Source organism: Nocardia sp. NPDC060255 (assembly GCF_042727395.1).
Classification (GTDB): Bacteria; Actinomycetota; Actinomycetes; order Mycobacteriales; family Mycobacteriaceae; genus Nocardia.
On record NZ_JBHXAU010000016.1, the window covers coordinates 158,037 to 179,234 of the forward strand.

Sequence of the window (21,198 nt, forward strand, 5' to 3'; positions counted from 1 at the left end):
GATCTCCTGCCTGGCAACGCGATCGCGGTGCTTCACTGCCACATCCGCCGCATGACCAACATCCCCAGGTCCGCGTCGTCGAGGATCTCGGTGTCGCCGATGCGGCGATCGGGGTCCGTGGCGATGGCACGCAGGGTGTTGGTGAAGGCGGCTTCGATGATCTGAATGTCGTTGTCGTCGAAGGAGTCCTCGGCGTAGAAGACGACGACCTGAAGGGGCTCACCGGGGAACAGCAGGTCCGCGGGGAAGATCATCACCAGCAGCGCGTTGTCGGTGGCGCCGCGGCCCTCGAAGGCGATCAGTTCCAGTTGCTCTTCGCCGAGCAGCCGCACCAGCTCGTCGCGGCCCGACGGGTAGGACTGGAACACGAACATGCTGTCGAACAGCCTGCGCGCGCCCGCGATTCGGTTCGCCGAGGTCAGCCGGTACTGCTGGAACTCCATGAGGTCGGCGCGCCGCCGCTGGACGTCGGTGAGCCTGCCGCGCCAGGTCTGCTCGGCGGGTAGCTCGATGGCGACCGGGACGGTGTTCACGAAGCAGCCGATGGCGTGGTCCACCTCGTCGAGGTCGGCCGGGCGGCCGGACACGACCTCGCCGAAAACCGCTGCGTCGCCGCCGGTTACGTAGCGCAGCACGTTGGCCCAGGCGAACTGGCAGACCGCGCTGAAGGTGGTGCCCACCGCGGCGGCCAGCTCGGTCAATGCGTCCGCGACCGCGGCGTCGACCGGGAAGCGGTGCGCCACCGGCACTCCCGAGCCACCCGGCACACGATTCGGGGCGACCACGCACGGCTGGACCCCCGCGAGGTATTCGTTCCACACGGCTTCGGTGGCTTCCTCGCGATCCTCGGTGAGCCGCAGGAACTCCGCGAAAGTCGCCGGGTTGCCGAGCGGTTCGGCGGTGCCGCCGCTGGCGTAGTCGGCGAAGATCTCGCGTGGCAGCAGCTGGCCGGACCAGCCGTCGGTGAGGACGTGGTGCGAGGCGAGCACCAGCATGTGCGCCGCGTCCGGCAGGTGCACTACGGTCGCCCGCATCAGCGGTCCGCGGGACAGATCGAACACGCCCGCCTGATCAGCGTCGAGGAATTCCAGCAGTCGTTGCTGGGCGTCCGGCTTAGTCGAGTAGTCGACCTCTTCGACCAGGAAGTCCATCCGGTCGGCGACGATCGCGTACGGCTGTCCCGCGTGAGATACCGAAATGGCCACGCGCAGATTCGGATACCGGTTCAGGACGTTGTTGAGCGACGTGGTCAGCCGCGGCACATCGAGCGCGCCGCGCACGGTGATCGTGGTCTGCACGGTGTAGGCGTCGCGGCCCGCGCTGCTGATCGCGGTGAAGTACAGGCCTGCCTGCAGCGGCGCGAGGGGATACACGTCGGCATAGCGGCCATAGAGCGATTGCCAGCGGTCGAGATCGAGCTGGGTCACCTCGCGGGCCAGCACGTCGCTCGGGGTCAACCGCCGCGCGGGATCCTCGCGCACCGTCTTGGCCAGCTCGCGCAGCGCACCGGTCCACAGGTCGGCGAACTCGCGGACTTCGGCCTCGGCCAGCGGACCGGACGGGAATCGGAAGGACGCGCGCAGCAGCGGAGAGTCGTTGTCCAGCAACGCGACCGTGTTGATGTCGAGCAGTGCGGGCGCGGGCATGGCCGCGTTCGCGTGGCCGCCGAGGTAGCCGAATTCCGGTGCGGCGTCCCATTCCTTGGCCGCGGTCGCCACGTCGGCGACGGCGAAACGGCCCATGTAGTTGAAGCTGAGCTGCGGCGGCGCGCCGACGGCCAGCGGTGCGGCGGTGTTGGCATTGAGCTGGCGCAGCAGACCCCAGCCGATACCGGAATCCGGTACCGCGCGCAGCTGTTCCTTGACCGCCTTGACCGCGCCGACCATGTCCGGCTCGGCCGCGAGGTCGAGCGCGACCGGATATGCGGTGGTGAACCAGCCGACGGCATTCGCGAGATCGACTCCGGCGAAAAGGGTTTCGACGCGACCGTGGCGTTCCATGGTCAGCTTGACCGTGTCGGCGTCGCGCTCGCGGGTCTGCCGGAACCGCCGGGTCGCCACGGCCAGTGCCGCCACCTGGATATCGAGGAAGTCGCAGCCGAAGGCCTGCGCCGCGGTGGTCATCAGGTACTGGGTGTCGGCGCTGTCCAGCTCGGCGGTGACCTCCCGCACCGTCGCGACCGTGTCGACGGCGGCATCGAACGCGCGGTCGCCGAGCAGCGGGTCGGCGCTGTCCGCGATCTGCCGCCAGAACGGCAGCAGATCGACCACGGACTCGGTCTGCGCGAGCCGGACCAGGTTGGTGTTCCATGCCTGCACCGACGTGCCGAGGTCGGCCGCCGAAAGCTCTTCGTGCGCCCAGAGTCTGCGCAGATCCTCATGGATGACGCGCCAGGACACGCCGTCGACCACCAGGTGGTGCAGCACGAGCAGCAGCCGTCCCGTGGACCGATCGCCGCTGTGCACCCAGGCCGCGCCGACCATCCGGCCCGCAGCCGGATCGAGCGATTCGGCGATGGCGCGCAACTGCTCGTTCAGCACCTGAGTCGCGGTCGATGCCCATGCGGCACTGTCGATCTCGATGTCGCGGAGCACAGGGTGGGGGTACGACTCGCCGGCTCGCGGCACGTAATAGGCGATGCGGCCGTCCGTTCCGGTAGCGAGCCGAGCGCGCAGCAGTGGGTGCCGGTCGACCAAGCCGTGGACGACGGTCGTCAGCCGATCGAGCGAGCTGTCCATCGGGGTCACCAGGGCGGTGGCCTGGCTGTAGGCGGCGTAGTCGGTGCTCTGCTCGGTCAGCAGCGTCGCGATCGGGTTGAGCGGGATCCAGCCGGTGCCGTCACCGGACTCGACCAGCGCGGGCGCGGTCGACAGGTCGATCGGCTCGGTGGCCGCGGCGATCAGCGCGATGGTGCGCGCCGCGAACAACGAACTGGTGGTGATCAGCAGGCCGCGCTTCTTGAGCGCCGAGGCCATCCGGATCGCGCTGATGGAATCGCCACCGAGCGCGAGGAAGTCGTCGTCGGCGGCCAGTTCGACCTGCTCGGCCAGCCCGAGCACCTGCCGGATCACCGCGGCGACCGCCTGCTCGGCCGGGTCGCGCAGGGCACGACCGCGCCCGGTGTCGCTGCCGAGATCCGGCACGGGAAGGGCCCGCCGGTCCAGCTTTCCGTTCGCGGTGAGCGGCAGCGCGTCCAATTTCACCAGCGCCGAAGGGATCATGTAGTCGGGCAGCCGGTCGGCGAGGTAAATCCTTATGTCGCCGGAGTTTTCGGCCTCGGCGCCGGACTCGTACGACGAACCGGGCTCCGGCACGTAGTACGCAACCAGGACTGTGTCGGTGTCGCGCTCGAGCGCGATCGCCGCGGCGGACGCGATGCCGGGCACCTGGCGCAGCACCGAGCCGACCTCGCCGAGTTCGATCCGGTGCCCGCGCACCTTGACCTGATCGTCGATCCGGCCGAGGTACTCCATGCTGCCGCTGGGATGCCAGCGCACCACGTCGCCGGTGCGATACATCCGCGCACCGGGTTCGTCGGCGAACGGGCAGGCGACGAAGGTGGCCGAGCTCAGTCCGGTCCTGTGGTGGTAACCCTGCGCGAGTTGTGCTCCACCCAAATACAATTCACCGGTCACGCCGGGCGGTACCTGCCGCAATCGATCGTCGAGCACGTAGACGTTCGAATTCGATTCGGGCAGGCCGATCAACGCCGAGCGGAACTCCTCCGGTGCGGCCAGCGCGTTCGCGAAGTTCTCGTGCATGAGGTCCATCGCCGCCTCGGTCGGCCCGTAGAGACCGAGCACAGTGCCGCCGAACACCCGGCTCGCCTCCTCGACCAGCGGCGGCGGTACCGCCTCGCCACCGAGGTAGACGAACCGCATCGATTGCAGGCGAGCAGGATCGGGGCCCGCGTCGAGAAAGGCGCGGGTGACGCTCGGCACCAACGACAGCTGGGTGATCCGGTGCCGCTCGATGATGTCGGCCAACGCCTGCACATCGGCCTGCCACCAATCCGGCGGCGGCAGCACGGTTGCCGAGCCGGTGCACAGCGCGTTGACCAGTTCGAAGACCGAGACGTCGAAGCCGATCGGCGCCTTCTGCAGGATTCGCTCGGCGCCGAAACCGAGGTAGTCGCGCATCCACTGGACGTGACTGGCGACCGCGCGGTGATTGATCACCACGCCCTTCGGCCTGCCGGTGGTGCCCGAGGTGTACAGCAGGTAGGCGGCGTCGAGGGGATGGATAGGCCGGCTGAGTTCAACCGGTCGGAGCGGGGAGTCGTCGAGGCGCGCCGCGGCGGCCCGCTCCGCATCGTCGGCGAGGTCCAGGATCGGCACTCCCACAATGTGTTCGGGGTCGAGCGCGCGCTCAGGACTGGCCGAACGCACCAGCAAGGCCGGTTGCGCGTCCTCGAGCATGAACTGGATGCGATTGGCGGGATAGCTCGGATCGATCGGAACATAGACGGCGCCGGTGCGCAGCACGGCCGCGAAGGCCACAGGCAGCCACTCGCTGCGCTCGGCGAAGACACCGACGCGGTCGCCGGTCCGTACGCCACGCGCGAGCAACCGGCGGGCGAGACGGTTCACCCGCGCGTCGAATTCGAGGTAGGTCAGCTCGGTGTCGCCGAAGATCACCGCGACCCGATCGGGGTAGTCGCGCACCGAATTCCGGATCATCGCATCGACGGTCTCCGGCACGACCGGCACCTGAGCGCCGCGCGACCAGGTGTCCACCGCCGCGCGATCCGCGGGCGACAGTACGAGCAACTCGTCCACCTGCCGCGCGGCCGCGGCATTGGCCAGCGTCTGGTCGAGGTAGTCGTGCAACCGCTCGATCGTCGGTGCGTCGAAAAGGTCGGTCCGATAGGTGATCTGCACGTCGACCCGGTCGCTGTGCAGGAACGCCTCGACCGCGATCGGCAGCAGCGAGGCGCCGTGGTCGGCCAACCGCCAGCTGGTGACCGCGCCGGGCAGCTGCGGTCCGTCGATCTTCTGGTCCAGGAACAGCACCATGGTGTCGAACAGCGCCGAGCCGACGTTGCCGGTGGCGCGGTTGACCGCGCGCACCACGCCCTCCTGCGGGAAGTTCTTGTGCCGGAACGCGTCCGTGGTCACCGTGCGCACGTACTCGACCAGCTCGGCGAAGGTGCCGCCACCCGAGCGAGCCCCGAGTGGATCGAGCCGCAACGGGAGCATGTTGCTGAAGTTGCCGATCAGCAACTCCATCCCGGGCTCTTCGCGGTTGGCTACCGTGGTGCCGACGACGACATCGGCCTGCCCGGTGATCTGCCGCAGCGCAAGGTAATACGCGGCGAGGAACACCGCGAACGGTGTCGTGCGCAGCGCCGCGCTCAGGCCGCGCAGGTTGGCGTCCGCCGCCGGGCCGAGCAGCCGGTCCAGCCTGCTGCCGCGCTCGGTGACGGTGACCGGCCGCCGGTTGTACGGCAGGGGCAGTTCGGGGACCTCGCCGTCGAACTGCCGTGCCCAGAAGTCGCTGTCGACCGCGTGATCCGCAGTGTGGAAGCGATCCTGCTCCCACTCCGCGAAGTCGGCGACCTGACGGCGCAACGGCTCGACAGTGATCGAACCGGTCAGCGCCTCGCGGTAGAACCGTTCGACGTCCTTGGACAGTGCGGGCAAAGTCATACCGTCCCAGGCGATGTGCTGGATCACGACGATGACGACGAGCCTGCGTGGATCGACGCGGACGAAGTCGAGCCGGAGGGACGATTCGTTGGACAGGTCGAACGTCTCGTGCGCGGCCGCCTCGACCTGCACGGCGAGTCGGCGCTCGGCCTCGCCCGCCTCGAACTCGGTCAGGTCGAGCTCGCGCACCCGGGGCGCGAGCTTCGGATGGATGTGCTGGTACGGGTTCCCGTGCTCGTCGTTGTGATAGGTGGTGCGTAGCACCTCGTGTCGCCGCACCAGCGCCAGAAAGGCTTGCCGCAGCGCGTCATCGACGACCTCACCGTCGAAGGTCAGCGCCAGGCACAGGTTGTACGCGGTGCTGTCCGGCGAAATCTGCTGGTGCGCCCACACATAGCGTTGCCCGAACGACATGGCCGCGCGGGACGGGTCCCGGCGCTGCGGCACGGTGGGCGTGCCCGCCAGCCCTGCCGCGGCGAGCCTGGCCCGCATCGCTTCCTGTAGGTCTTCCAGCGATCGCATCTACGTCAAACCAATCTCTCTCGAAATATCCGGTGCGGCAACAAATTCCGCGTTACACCAGGGCCGCCGAGGTGGGCAGGCCGATCTCGGCCAGCTCGAGCAGGATCCGCGCCACCTGCACGAGCCGGTCCGGCGCCGGCTCGGCGGCCAGCAGGCCCGCGCTGATCCGGCGTACCGTGCGGCCCTCGAGCACACCGGTGACGCCGAAGCCGTCCACGGCGAGCAGGCCACGGATCTGCCCGGTCAGCGTGGTGGCCAGGATGGAGTTGCCGCCGATATCGAAAAAGTCCGTTTCGACGCCTAGTTGGTCGAGGCCGAGCACCTGGGCGGTGATGTATTCGACAGCGGCCTCCACCTCGTTCGCCGGGGGCACATAGGCTGTGTGGGTGTCGGCGTCCGCGGCGAACAAGGCGGCGATCCTGGCTCGGTCGAGCTTGCCGTTGGCGGTGAGCGGGATATCGTCGAGCACCTCGATGACTTCGGGAATCATGTAGGTGGGCAACAGTTCCCGCAGCTGTGCGGTGATCTCGGCGGTCTCGACCGGCGCGTGCGCGGTCACTGCGGCGGCCAGCCTGCCGGAGTCGGTGATCAGTGCGACGGCTTCGCGCAGCGATGCGAGCCCGTTCAGCGCCGATTCGACCTCGCCGAGTTCGACCCGGTAGCCGCGAATCTTGACCTGGTGATCGGCGCGACCGAGGAAGTCGACGGTGCCGTCCGGTAGACAGCGCGCCAGATCGCCGGTGCGGTACCAGCGCACACCGTCGACCTCGACGAACCGGTCCGCCGTTCGCGCGGTGTCGCCCCGGTAGCCGTCGGCGACGCTCGCGCCGCCGATCCAGAGTTCGCCGAGCACCCAGTCGGGGCAGTCCTCGCGGCGTTCGTTGACCACCCGCAGTCGCACGTTGGCCAGCGGCGTGCCGTAGGGCACGTTGGTCCATTCGGCGGGGAAGTCGTCGGTGACCTCGCAGACGGTGGAATGGATCGCGGTCTCCGTGGTGCCGCCGAGGGCGACGAACCGCAGGCCGGGCACCAGCGCGCGGGCCCGTTGCGCGAGTGCGGTTTTCACCTTGTCGCCGCCGGTGAGCACGAGCCGCAGCGAGCGCAGTTGCTCGGGCGCGGCGAGATCGAGCAGCATGCCGACCAAGCCGGGCGCGCAGTTGAGCACGGTGACGCCGGCGTCCGCGATGAGCGCCGCCCACGCGGCGGCGTCCCGCTCGATCTCCGCGTCGACGCAGGCGAGCGCGCCGCCCAGCGACAGTGGCGCGAAGATGTCGTAGACCGACAGGTCGAAGCCCAACGCGGACAGGCCGATCAGGCGATCGTCCGCGCCGAGGCCGAAGTGCGTGCCGATCGCGTCGACGGTGTTGGCGGCGGCCCGGTGGCTGACCTCGACGCCCTTGGGCTCGCCGGTGGATCCCGAGGTGAAGAGCACGTAGGCGACCGCATCGGGGCTCGTGACCACCGGGCTGTCCAATGGCGTTGCGGCCAAGGCGTTATGGAGGGCGATACCGGTCACCGACTCGGGCAGCGCGTCCGAACCGTCGACCAGTGCTACGCGCGCGCCACCGCGGGCGAAGATCCGGTCACGCCGCGCGTTCGGCTGGTCGGTGCCGATCGGCAGGTAGGCCGCGCCCGCGGCGAGCACGCCGAGTACCGCCGGAATCTGCTTGTGCCCCTTCGGGATAACGACGGCCACGGTGTCGCCGGGCGCGACGCCCGCGTCCACCAGCGCGCGGGCGACCGCCAGCGCCTGCGCGGACAGTTCGCCGTAACCGCACGACCCACCGTCGCGCCAGCGCAGTGCCACCCGGTCCGGATGCTGTTGCGCGAGTGCGAAGAACGCGTCATGCAGGGTGCGCTTGCCCAGGTCGACAGTGCTGTCGTTCGCCGAATCACGGACCGCGCGCTGCGCTTCCGGCAGCGCGATGGTCAGCTCGGCGGACCAGTCGGCATCCGGCCGCACGAGTGCGGCCAGGGTGGCACGGAATTCGGCGAACATCGCCTCGACGACGCCCTCGGGCAGCGCGTCGCGGCGGATGTCCCAGTTCACCAGCAGACCGCCGGCCAGCTCGACCACCTGAGCGTCCAGATCGACCTGCGGTCCCTGCGAGAGGATCCAGACCGGCTCGCCGAAGACGCGAGTGACCCGCTCGGAGAACAGCTCTCCCAGATCTAGCCCCGAGGTGAAGACCACCGACGGCGTGACGGGCGCGCCGCGCAACCTGCCGAGATCGCGCAGTACATCAAGGCCCTCGTAGCCGGAGTGCGCGGCCGAGGTGTGCAGCTCACGCTGCAAACGCTTCGCCCTGGCCACCATCGACTCCGTCGTGCGCGCGTCGACATCGACCAGCACGGAGTTGGTGAAATCACCGACCACCCGGTCGATCTCGTCGTGCAGCGGCTCGCGGGCGAACAGCGGCAGGTTCAGCAGGAACCGTTGCTGGGCCGACCAGCGCGCGATGGCCTCGCTGAACACGGTGGCCAGCGCGACGGCGGGGGTTACCCCGTTGCCGTGCGCGTACTGCTGCAGCCGCGCCCTGTCGGCGGGATCGAACCAGTGGTGCAGCCGGATGCTGCGCGCCGGGTCCGGTCGCTCGTTCTCCGGCACCACCGGCAGCGACGGGATGTCGGGCAGCGTCGGCGCCTTCTGCTCCCACCACCGCGCGTCGGCCGAATTGTCCGGTGCGGTGCGCTCTTTGGCCGCGAGGTACTCGCGGAAGGTGAAGCCGAGAGGCTCGAGGGTGTCGTCGTCCGCTTCGTACAGCGTGGCCAGGTCGTCCAGGATGCGCCGGTAGCTCTGCGCGTCGGCGGCGACCATGTCGACGTCGAGATGCAGTCGGTGCGCGCCGTCCGGCAGCACCGTGACGGCGATGTCCACCACCTGTCCGGCCGCCACATCCATGCGCTGATGGCTCTTTTCCTGGCGGATGCGGCTCAGCTCGGCCTCGACGTCGGCCTCGGCCCGCGCGCTCAGGTCGAGCGTGTGGCACACCGGAACCAAGGGCTCCGGCAGGATCCGCTGCGTTCCGCTGTCCAGGAATTGGGCACGCAGCATCGCGTGCTGGCGCACCAGCCGGTCGGCCGCGCGGCGCATCCGATCCGCCCGCAGGCCACGGCCGTCGAACTCGACATAGAGGTGGGCCGCCACGCCGCCGAGTCGCTGATCCTGCCTGCGACCGACCCAATACGCGTGCTGCATTGTCGCCAGCGCGAATTCGTCATCGGCGGCACCGGTCTCGACGACCGGAACCGGCGCGGCCTCTTCGGCGAGCTGGCTTACGCCCAGCAATTCCGCCCACGCGGCGATCGTCGGGGACAGTGCGAGAGTGGAACTGCGCACCTCGTAGCCCTGCTTGCGCCACTTGGCCGCAAGGTGCATGAGCTTCATCGAGTGCATGCCCAGACTCACCAGATCGTCGTCGTAACCCACCGTTTCGGGTGCTACGCCGAGGTCTGCGGCCACCATGTCGCGCAGTTCAGTCTTGCCGAGCATCAGACTCCTCACCAGCCGAGAATCAAGCAAACAGGCTGCAAAGGCAAGCCTTACCTAACTTCAAAGCATCGTAACCTATGAAGGCCGCCCGGAGGCGGAGTGTGGTTTGCCTAACCTATTTTCAATGCGTGGTCATCGGCACATCGCCGGTTACCGCTCCGCCGTGGGCGAATTCGGTCAGCACTCCCGCCAAGCGGTCGACCCGGACGTCGATGTCCGCATCGCCCAAAACCGCAGAGTTGACATCGAATTGGGCGACCAGCGACGATCCGCCGTCCCTGGGCACGACCGCCGTCGTGACATCGACCGTGAAACGCACCGGCAGGTCGGGATGACCCGCGACACCGAACTCGGCGGTGAACTCCGCGAGCGGTGCCGGCGACCACGGTCCGCTGCCGAAACTCAACACGTCGAACCTGCCGAGATGATTGAGCCGCAGCTGACCACGGGCCGCGTGGGTGCGCTCGCGCAGTGGCGGCGAACCCACACCCGGTGTCCAGTCGTCGATCTCGGCCAGCGGAACCAGCACGGTCTCTTCCACGGTGAACCAGCCGACCTGACGGGTGTCGTCGTCGGCGGGGCGGCCGTGCGATTCTCTGGTCAGCGCGACCCGCCCCTCGGCGTCGGCGCTGTCGGCGAACGTGCGCACACAGGCGAGAATCAGGATGTCCTCCACCGAGATTCCGGTATCCGCGCACCGCGCGAGCAGCCGCTCGGTGCGTTCGGGCCCGAGTTCGAGCACGCGCTGGATCACCTTGGCCGCACGATCGGTGGCGGGATCGGTGTGCCTGCCGCCGAGCGCGGCACCGAGGATCGGTAACCGCGCGCTCGTCGCTGGGCCCGCGGCAGTTTCCCTGGCCGCCTCGTTCAGCGGAAGGTGGCCCTGTTCGAGCCTGCGGAGGTCGTCGACGAGGATCAGCCAGGACACGACGTCGACGGCGAGATGATGGATCGACAAGAGTAGGCGGCGCCGACCCGGTCCGCCGTCGAGCAACGTTGCCGCGAACATCCGGCCCGTCGCCGGATTCAGCCGGTCGACGGTCTCGGCCAGCCGGGCGGCGGCGTCGAGCGACGAGTCGGCGACCACCGTCAAATATGTTGCCGCGTTGGCGGATTCCTCGACGACCAGCACCGGGGTGTCGCCGACGTCGAGGCGGGAACGGAGTGTTGGGTGGGCGTACGCCAAGGCATCGAGCCGCTCGGCGATCAGCTCGACCGACGCGTCGTCGGGAAGCGTGATCACCTGGCTCTGCGCCAGGTAGCGGTAGTCGCCGTTGGCGATGATCTCGTGCGCGAGCGCGGTGAGCGCAAGGACGGTGCCCGCCGGGGTGTGCGCCGCCTCGGCCGTGCCCGCCGCTTCCGCGCTATCGAGCTTGCCCGCGAGATCCCGCAGATCCGCCGCGGCGACAACGTCTTTCGCGGTCACCCGATAGCCCGCGCCGCGCAGCCGGGACACCAGATCGATGATGCCGATGCTGTCGATGCCCAGATCGACCAGGCTGTCCAGCACGCTCACCGCGGCCGTGCGCCCCGCGCCGATCGCGGCGATCAACCCGAGCAAGGTCCGCTCGGTGTCCGTGGCGGGCGCCGTCACGACGGCGTCGGTGACCGGTGCGTGCAGCAGCGCGGTCGCGGCGTGCACATCGAGTTTGTCGTTGCGGTTCAACGGGATCTGGTCGACGTGCACGATCCTGGTCGGCACCAGGAATCGTGGCAGCCGCAGGGCCAGGTCCGCGCGGATCTCGGCGACCGAGCGCTCGGCAACGACCAAGGCGCCCAACCTGGTTCGGCCGTGCTCCACGAAAGCCAGTGCGGCGGCGTGCTCGACGCCGTCGAGCTCACGCAACACGACCGTCGCCTCGTCGGGCTCGACCCGATAGCCGTTGATCTTGACTTGGCTGTCGATGCGGCCCTCGTAGACCACCGTGCCCTCGGTGGTCCGGCGGACCAGATCACCAGTGCGGTAGCGCCTTCCGGCCACTCCGGCGACGAACGCCGCTGCGGTCGTCCCCGGCCTGCCGAGGTAGCCGAGCGCGAGTTGCGCGCCGGACAGGTACAGCTCGCCGTGGCCGCCCGGCGGTACTGGACGCAACCGGTGATCGAGCACCTCGGCGGACAGTCCGTCGAAGGTGCGCCCGATGGTGGGTGCCGCATGCTCGTGCACGTCGGCCATCAGCGCTTCGACGGTGGTTTCGGTCGGTCCGTAGAAGTTGATGACGCGGGTGGTCGGCAATCGGCGCAGTCGCGTCCAGGTGTCCTGGCTGATCGCCTCGCCCCCCAGCGCGAGCACCAGTAGCGGGCAGTACTCCCCTGCGTGCTCGGCGGATTCGGTAAACAGTCCGGCGGCGATCAACCGGCACAACATCGAGGGTGAAGTATCGAAGATATCGATCCGCTGCTGCTCGATGGCCGCGACGATCTGCTCGGCGTCGGTGCGCACCTTGTCGCCGAGCAGAACGACCGCATGCCCGCTGAGCAGGGCGACGGTCGGCTGCCAGGCGGCGTCGAAGCCGGTCGACCAGCCGTGGCCGATCCGCAGTTGCCGCCCGGTCCGCGCACTGAGCGGCGCGAAGATCCGGCGCTCGTGGTTCGACCAGTGATTCAGCAGCGCGCCGTCCGGCACCACCACGCCCTTGGGGCGACCTGTGGTGCCGGAGGTGAACACGACGTAGCAGGGTGAGTTCCGATTCGGCTGCGAGACAGGGTTGTTCGCGGCCGGTGCGCCGGGCTCGCCGAGCACACGCAGCCCGCCGTCCTGGTCCGGCACGGCATGGGTGACCTCGCGGCCCTGCTCACGCACCAGACTAAGCGTCTCGGCGAGCGATTCGACGCCGAGCACGACGCCGACGTTCGCAACCTCGAACATGTAGGCCAGCCGATCGGCGGGCGTCGCCGGATCCACCTGCACGCACAGCGCACCGGCCAGGCCGATCGCGAACGGCGCGTGCAGCACTCGGCGATCACGGGGCAGCACCACCGCCACCGCATCGCCGAGCCGAACGCCCGCGGCGCGCAGATTCGCCGCCAATGCCGTTACGGCCGCGCCGAACTCGGCGAAGGACTGCTCCCCCATCGAGTCGATCACAGCGGCCTGCGCGCCTGCCCGCGCAGCGGCGGCGAGCAAAGCCTCGGGCACCGAGGCGTCGGCCACCGGCGGCTGCGGTGCGGCGGCCAGCACGGCGGGTTCGTCGTCGAGCAGCAGATCGATATCGCAGCCGCGCTCGGCCTCGATCATGCGGCGCATGACCGCAAGTAACCTGCGCGCCAACTGATCCGGATCGAATCGATCCACCAGGTCCGGGCGGATCTCCACCCGGGTGATGAGCCGCTGCTGCTCCACCACCGGCACCACCGCGATCGGATAGTGGCTCGGCGAGTCGATCCGGCGCGGCACCATGGTGGCCCCGCCGGCCAACTGCATCGAAGTGGTGATCTCCCCGAGTGGCGTGTTCTCGAAGACCAGCAGGGTGTCGAAGAGTTGTCCGGCGTCCGCGTGCTTGGTGATCTCGGCGATGCCCAGGTATTCGTGCGCTCGTAGCTGTGCCACCGTGCGTTGCAGTTCCGCGCCGATCGTCGCGGGCGGCCGTTCGTCCATCCGCACCCGGACCGGGATGGTCGTGACCAGCGCGCCGACCAGTCGATCGGCGTGCGGCAGCGAGGCATCGCGCCCGGATGTGGTCTGCCCGAAGACCACGTCGTCGCGGCCGGTCAACCCGGAAAGCACCCGGGCCCAGGCCATTTGGCAGACAGTGTTCAAGGTTATGCCACGGGAACGGGCCCAGCTGGTGACCAATTCGGTTTCCGCACGGTCGAATTCGGCCGTGCCGAGCACCGGGATATCGGCCGGCGCGGGCGGTGCGAGCATCGGCATCGGCGCCAATCCGGCCAGCGCCGCGGTCCAGGCCGCGATCGAGGCGGCGGTGTCACGGGTGGCCAGCCAGGCCGCGTGCTCGCGCAGCGGTGGTGCCGGGGGCAGGGCCGATCCCGCGCCGCCGTACAGCGCGATCAGGTCGGCGAAGATCAGCGGGATGGACCAGCCGTCGACCACGATGTGGTGTGCGGTGCAGATCAATTCGTAGGCGTGCTCGCCGACCCGCGCCGCCGTCACCCGGAACAGCGGGCCGTTGTCCAGGTCGATGCGCAGGCGCCCCTCGTCCCAGTAGAGCTGCTGAGCCGCGGCTTCCGGATCGTCGGCGTCGCGCAGATCGACCTCGCGCCAGCCGATCCGGCCCGCCGAGGTGATGACGAGCACCGGATGCGGCAGGCCGTCGGTCAGTACCGCCGCGCCCAAGTGCGGATACCGTTGCAGCACTTCGTCGAACGCCGCACGCAAGCCGGGCAGATCGCCCAGGTTGTCGATCCGGGCGGCGAAGGTCACCAGGTACGGATCGACGTCGCCCGACATGGTGCTGACCGAGTAGAGCCCACGCTGCAGCGGCGACAGCGCGACGACGTCGAGGATCTCGGTGGTCACCGCGCGCCGAACTTGTTGCCGAGCGCGGCCAGCGCCGCCGGATCCAGGCCAGAGGCGCTCATCGGCGCCGCGGCCGGGGCGGGCGCAGCCGCGAGGGGCGTACCCTCGGCCAGCTGCGTGGCGAGTTCGTGGACTGCGGGGAAGGCGAACACCGTTTGCACGTCCAGCACGTAACCCTGTTCGGCGAGGTCGGTGACCAGGCGCAGCGCGGCGATCGAGTCACCGCCGAGGGAGAAGAAGGTGTCCTCGCGGCCCACCTCGTCGTCCTCGTCGAGTTCGAGCACCTGCCGGATCGCCGCCGCGACAACGCGTTCCGCATCGGTGCGCGGTTCGCCGCCGAGCCCGGGGCCGCCCAGTGCACCGCCCGCCGCCCCGGCCTGGGTGAACAGCACCGGGCCGGTGGGTTCGCCGGTCCCGGCGGCCCATGCCGTGCAACGGCTTTCGAGGTGCGTGGCGAGTTCGTCGAGGGCATGCCGGCCGGACAGGGCCGGGAAGTCGAGGGTGACGAGCGCACCGTCGGCGTCGATCGCGACATCCACCACCAGGTCGACCCCGTACGGGCGCGCGGTCCGCCTGCTCAGTTCACGCACTGTGTATTCGGGCGTGCTGAGCACCAGCGGTCCGCCGTCGCGCACGCCGACCAGCACCTGGAAAAGCCCGCCGGTCACCACCGCGGCGGTGCCCTTCAGCTGATGGGTGAGCCGTTCGATCCGGGTTCGCGCGTTGGCGCGAGCCTCGGTGAGGCAGGTCACGGTGGCGGCGATGAGTTCACGGGGCGTGCCGCTCCGTACCGAATCCAGCCGCAGCACCAGCTGATTGGCGATATTGCCGAGGAGCGCGCCCGGCTCGGCCGTCGCCCGCACGGGCTCGACCAGACCCACCGGGACGTCCTCGCCGAGGCCCGCCTCGCTCAGCACTCGCGCGAGCAGCGCCACGAAAGTGGCGCCCGGGTCGCCGCCGTCGAGCAAGGCGTCGAGCGTGCAACGAGTTATGCGGACGACCCGGCGCGGTCCCTCCGCGCCGGGCTCGTCGTCGAGCACGGGGACCGCGCGTTCGGGCAGTTGCGCCAGCCGCGCCGTCCAATAGGCCAGGGCCGGGTCGTCGCCCGCACCCAGCTCCTTCAGCTGTGCGGCGACCAGACTGCGGTACTGCGCGGCGGCGGGCTCGGCCTGGCCGTGCTCATAGGCCGCGAACAGCCCGGTGGCCAGCTGATCGAGCGTGCGGTCGTCGGCCGCGACCGGATGCACGGTGATCGAGACGACCGCACGGCCCGGCAGTGCGTAGCGCCGGATCCGGATCGGGATCTCGCGCACCAGATCGAAGCGATGCACGGCGTCGGACCGCAACGCGGACTCCAGTGCGGCACTGTCGATCCGGGCCGTTTCGAGCACGGCATCCGGCACCGCGACAACGCGCTGATAAGGCACCCGACGGTCGTCCGGGAAGACGGTCCGCAGGATCTCGTGCTCGGTGAGCAGCGCGATGGCCGCCTGCTCGAACGCCTCGTCGTCGAGTTCCCCGGAAACCTCCAGCGCGAGGAACAGATTCGCCGCGGCGGTGCGCCGCAGGCGTTCCGGCAGCAACACGGCCTGCTGCGCGAGCGACAGCGGCGTGCCGCGGTCACCGGCGGTGGTGGCTCCGTTCACGTTTCGCACAGGCGAAGCTGACATTTGCGATCCTTCCGGGTACCGAGCCAACCGCACGAGGCGCTGCTTCGGCATAGCTACCGATCAAACAAATCGGGGTGGATGGCAACAGCCATCCACCCCCGTAGTCAGGTTAGCCTAACCTAAATCATTCGAACAGACCAGCCCGCCTACTTGTTCAGCGCGGCCAACGTCGGATCCAACTTCTCGAGCACATACGGCACCGACAGCGGGGTCGGGATGTTGATGGCGCTGATCGTCGTCACGTCGACGAAGGCGATCCCGTTGTTGCGCACCGACGGCAGCTCGTCGTAGCCGGGGAGTCGCTTGAACTTCTCCTCGAAGGCGGGGATCGCGCCGCAGACCAGCAGGTCGGAGGTCAAGTCGCCCAACCGTTCCGGCGACAGCGCGAGTCGGCCGCCGGTCGGCGCCTCGGCCGCGATCTTCGCCGGGATGGCCATGCCGAGCCGGTTGAACAGCGCGGCCGAGCCGTCCTTGGGATCGGCCAGCACCATCAACTGCGCGGGACCGGTCAGCATGCAGGTGAGGAAGGTCTTGCCACGCAGGCCCGGATAGCGGTGCGCCACCTCGTCGATGCGGCCGTTGACATTCGCGACCAGCTTGTCCGCCTCGGCCTCCTTGTGCAGCACCTTGCCGAGCGTGACGAGCTGATCCGACCACTGATCGATCTGCGCGTTGGGCGTCACCGGACCGATGGTCGGCGCGAGCTTGGCCAGCTTCTCGTACATCGCCTTGTCGACCATGAAGCCGGGCACCAGGATCAGGTCCGGTTCCAGCGCGGCGATCTGCTCGACCACATCGGCGCCCATCTTCAGCACCTTGGCGTCGTTCAGCGAGTCCGGCACCCACGGCACCTTCGATTTCGCGCCTTGGGAAACGTTGTCGGCGTAGCCCACCGGCGTCACGCCCAGCGCGAGCGTGGCGTCGAGCCACTGATTGCCCAGCGTGACAATCCGTTTCGGGGTGCCGGTGACCGAGGTCTGCCCCATCGAGTGGGTGATGGTGACATCACCGGACCCGCCGCCGCTGCTGTCGTCGGATCCACAGGCGGCGGAGGTGAGCAACAGGCCCACCGCCAGCACCGCGAAAGCCCGGCCGACCATGCCACGACCCCATCCCGCCGTTCTTCGGCCCAGCTGCATTTCCGTTACTCCTTGTATCGCGGATCGCACCTGGTCAGGGCGATCCTCACCGCAAAAGTCAAGGCTGAGCAAATACCAGCCAGCCCTCGTCGGTCCAGGACGCACGATCACCGGTGCGCACCAACCAGCCCGGCGCGAACGGGTCGGCCAGGAACGGTCCCGCCGCCGCGCCGCCCTCCCGGCCGACGGCCGCGCCGCCGATGAAGACCTCGCCGAGCACGCCGGGACGAACCGGCCCGCCCCGTTCGTCCAGCACCAGCACCCGCGCGCCGGGAATCGGCCGGACCCGCCCGCTACCGTCCAACGGGCCGCGGGCGACCGCGCCGACGTACTCCGGTGACGCGTAGGCGATGGTGGCCACCGCGCCCGGCGAGACCGCCGCGAGCAACGCGGGAAGTGTTGGCGCAGTGTCGATTCCGGTGATATCCCAGCGGCACACGGTGGTGGCAGGCTGATCGGCCCGCGCGATCTCGGCGGCGATGGCCGCCTCGGTGACCACATGGGTCACCGCGAATTCCGTGATCAGCGCGACCAATTCGGCGGCATCGGCACACTGCGACTCGGTGGCGACGATCAGCATCGCGCCGTCGGCGAGTGCGGCGAACAGCTCGACGGCCGCACGCACGTCCAGATGTCGCATCGCGAGCAGCCGCACGTCGGCCGCCCGGTACGCCGGATCGGCGCGCCCGCACCGGCGATCCCCGGCGACCGCGCGACGATCCGCGACCGCCACCGCCAGCGCTGCGGCATCGGGCAGCACTAAATCGTGTGCGGCACAACTGGATTCCGGCGAGGTGCAGATCAGCGTCGTGACAAGCCGGACCAACCGGCCGGCCGTATCGATCGTCGGTGCCACCTCGTCGGGCCGCCCGGCGGCCAACCGCGCGAACACGTCACCGTAGGTGAGCACCTTCGCGCCGTAACGGACGGCCGTGCGGGCACCGGGAAAGCCGTGACCGCGGCGGATGACCTCGGCCAGGTCGGGCACCTCGTCGAGTTCCACGCCGGTGGACCACTCGCCGAGCACCCGCTCGCGTTCGGCGGCGGTCAATTCCGCAGGCACCACCACGGGTGTCGCCTCGATCAGCGCGGCGAGACCGGCCACCGTCGGATTGTCGATGAGCACACGCACGTCGATCTCGATGCCGAACTCGGCACGCAACCGCGGCACCAGTCGATTGGCCAGCAGCGAATGCCCGCCGAGATCGAAGAACGAGTCGTCGGCGCCGACCCGATCCAGGCCGAAGATCTCCTGGTACAGCTCGACGAGCCGAATCTCGGTGGCAGTGCCGGGCTCTCGATAACCATGCGCGACCCGGACCGGCTCGGGCAACGCGTCCCGGTCGAGCTTGCCGTGCTTGGTCAGCGGGATCTCGTCGATCAGGGTGAACGCCGAGGGCACCATGTACTCGGGCAGGCTCGCGACCAGGTGGGTACGCACCTGCTCGAGGTCGAGACCATCCGCCGCGGCGACCACGTAGGCGGCGAGCATCGTGCCGATGGATCGATCGGCCACCGCGACCACCGCGCAGTGGCCGACGCCGGGATGCGCCGCGATGGTGGCCTCGACCTCGGCGAGCTCGATGCGGAAGCCGCGCACCTTCACCTGCGCGTCGGCGCGGCCGACGAATTCGAGCACCCCGTCGGCGGCGCGACGCGCCAAATCGCCTGTGCGATACAGCCGCTGGCCGGGCAGGAACGGATCGGCGACGAAGCGTTCCGCGGTCAGGTCGGATCGGTGCAGATAGCCGCGGGCCAATTGCGCTCCCCCGAGGTAGATTTCGCCGACGACACCGTGCGGGACCAACTGCAGCCGGTCGTCGAGCAGGTAGCAGTACACGTTGCGGTTCGGCACGCCGATCGGCACGATCCGGGTGCCCTGCGGGCCGTCGACCGGCAGGTGCGTCGCGGAAACCACAGCCTCGGTCGGCCCGTAGTGGTTGCGCAGTTCGGCGTCGAAGACACCGGCGAACCGGTCGGCCACCTCACCGAGCAAGGCCTCGCCGCCGACCGGAACATGGCGCAGCGCACGCCATTCGCTCACTTCGGGCAGCAGCAGGAAGGTGCTCAGGGTCGACGGGACCATATGCAGCACAGTGATGCCGTAGCGGGCGATCAGATCGGCGACGTACGGGATGTCGCGGAACGCGGCGGGCTTCGGAATCACCAGGCACGCACCGACAGTCAGCGTGACGAAGATGTCGAGCAGTGAGGCGTCGAAGCTGACCGGGGACGATTGCAACAGCCGATCCTCGGCGGTGATCCCCCACTCCGCGCCGAAGCCGACCAAGTGCTCCGCGATCGCCGCATGCGAAACCGCTACGCCCTTGGCCTTTCCGGTCGATCCCGAGGTATAGATGAGGTAGGCGAGGTTGCCGGGACGCAGCGGGCGCACCAACTCCGCGCCGGTCGGATCGTGATCGGGCAACCCGGCCGCGGCCTCTTCCGCCGCCATGAGTTCGACCATGCCGAATACCAACCGGGGACCGGCATCCCGGTAGAACTCCTCGATGCGATCGTCCGGATCGGCCGGATCGATCGGCAGGTAGGCCCCGCCGGACTTGAGCACCGCGAGTACCGCGACGACGAACTCGACCGAGTTGCCCAGCCGCAGCGCGACCACGTCCTCGCTGCCGACGCCCTGACTGATCAGCCAGTGCGCCAACCGATTCGCGCGCCGATTGAGCTGGTCGTAGGTCAGCGACACCGCCGCGGTGTGCTCGTGGCGCGGGGCAACCACCGCCTGCGCGGCCGGAGCGGCCGAAACGGTGCGCTCGAACAGCGCGACCACGGTACTCGGTGGGGTGACGATCAGTTCGCCGTGCGACTGGGCCAGCAGCCGCGAACGATCTTGCGCGCCAAAGATATCGAGGTCGCCGACCCGCTCTTCCGGTGCGCTCAGCGCGCTGTCGAGCAGCCGAACATAGTGCGCGAGCAACTGTTCGACGAGTTCGTGTTCGATTTCGCCGGCCCAGTATTCGGCCTCGAGATGGACACCGTGCGCGTCGAAGACGGTGGTGACACGCAGCGGGACCTGAGGCTCTGTGCGACCGAGGTCGAGTCCGGTGGCGGTGACGCCGTCGAACTCGAAACCGCGCGGCGCCTCGCGGACGCCGAAACCGACCCGCACCAGCTGTTCCAGCCCGTCCCTGCCGTTGCCGCGGCCCGGGTTGATCTCGCGGATCACCCGATCGATGCCGACGTCCTGATGCGCGAACGCCGCGGCGCAGGTGTCGCGCACGCTCGCCGCGAAGCCGGCGAAGGTGTCCTCGGGACGGACCGCCGCCCGCAACAGCACGGTGTTGCCGAAATAGCCGATGACCGACACCGCGTCCTCGCCGCGGGTCGAAACCGGCACCGAGACAAGGAAATCCGTGGCTGCCGTGTAGCGATTGATCACCGCGTGGAAAGCGGCGAGCCCCACCGCGAACGGCGTCGAGTCGGCATCGCCGGCGAACGCGTACACCCGGCCGATCAGCTCAGCGGAGATCGGCAGCACGCAGCGCCCGGTCCGGCGAGCCTCGGTGTCCGCGGCGATCGGCTTGCCCGGCAGCTCGAGCGACTCCGGCAGCGGACGCAGCGTGCGGCGCCAGTACTCGACCGCGGCGTTATCGGGTTCGGCCGACTTCGCGTCGTTGCCGAGCTCCGCGACCTCGACGAACTGAGTGGCGCGCTCCGACGGCGCAACACCGTTGTACGCGGCGTTCAACTCCGCGCGCAGCACACTCCACGAATCGTCGTCCCAGCAGATCGTGTGCGCGACCAGAATGACGACTACGTCGTCGGGTCCGGTACGCACCAGGGTGAATCGCAGCGGCGCCTCGTCGGCCAGCGCGAACGGGCGGCCGAACTCGCGGCGCGCCAGCACTTCCAGCCGCCGGGCCCGGCTCGGTTCCGCCAATTCGGACAGATCGTGTTCTTGCCACGACGGCTGCACGTCCGGCCGGGCGAGCTGGAACGGCTCCCCGTCCGCGCCCAATCCGTAAGTGGTGCACAGAATGTCGTGCCTGGCCACGACGGTGTCGACTGCGGCACGCAATCGCGGCACGTCCAACGGCCCGGTCAGGCGGTACGCGACGCAGATATTGAGCGTGGTGTCCTCGGGATCCCGGGTCTGCAAGAACCAAGCGCGACGCTGAGCGGCCGACAGCGGATACCGCTCAGCGTTGATGTTTTCGTTCGGTGGCAGAGCGGATCGGCTGTCCCGCAGGCGATGCTGGGGAGTAGCAATAGTCGACATGATTCCTCAACC

6 protein-coding genes are annotated in these 21,198 nt (G+C 69.2%); all 6 read right to left on the reverse strand.

Annotated features, from left to right (window positions below; genetic code table 11):
• Positions 1-32 precede the first annotated feature (32 nt).
• Positions 33-6,170: an amino acid adenylation domain-containing protein gene (locus ACFWF1_RS27305; RefSeq protein ID WP_379286693.1), complete on the reverse strand. Its 6,138-nt coding sequence runs from the start codon at positions 6,168-6,170 to the stop codon at positions 33-35.
• Between the two features lie 52 nt (positions 6,171-6,222).
• Positions 6,223-9,663: an amino acid adenylation domain-containing protein gene (locus ACFWF1_RS27310; RefSeq protein ID WP_379286691.1), complete on the reverse strand. Its 3,441-nt coding sequence runs from the start codon at positions 9,661-9,663 to the stop codon at positions 6,223-6,225.
• A 121-nt stretch (positions 9,664-9,784) separates the two neighbouring features.
• Positions 9,785-14,137 (reverse strand): AMP-binding protein, encoded by a 4,353-nt coding sequence (locus tag ACFWF1_RS27315; RefSeq protein WP_379286689.1) that lies wholly within the window; start codon positions 14,135-14,137, stop codon positions 9,785-9,787.
• Entirely contained in the window at positions 14,134-15,807 is a 1,674-nt protein-coding gene (locus ACFWF1_RS27320) for a condensation domain-containing protein (RefSeq protein ID WP_379286687.1), read from the reverse strand. The genes ACFWF1_RS27315 and ACFWF1_RS27320 overlap by 4 nt, the downstream gene beginning before the upstream one ends.
• Before the next feature lie 146 nt (positions 15,808-15,953).
• The gene (locus ACFWF1_RS27325; RefSeq protein ID WP_379286685.1) at positions 15,954-16,946 is read right to left on the reverse strand and encodes an ABC transporter substrate-binding protein; all 993 of its coding nucleotides are present in this window, start codon (positions 16,944-16,946) and stop codon (positions 15,954-15,956) included.
• 58 nt (positions 16,947-17,004) lie between these two features.
• Positions 17,005-21,186, reverse strand: coding sequence for an amino acid adenylation domain-containing protein (locus ACFWF1_RS27330; RefSeq protein WP_379286683.1), 4,182 nt, complete (start codon positions 21,184-21,186; stop codon positions 17,005-17,007).
• Positions 21,187-21,198 lie beyond the last annotated feature (12 nt).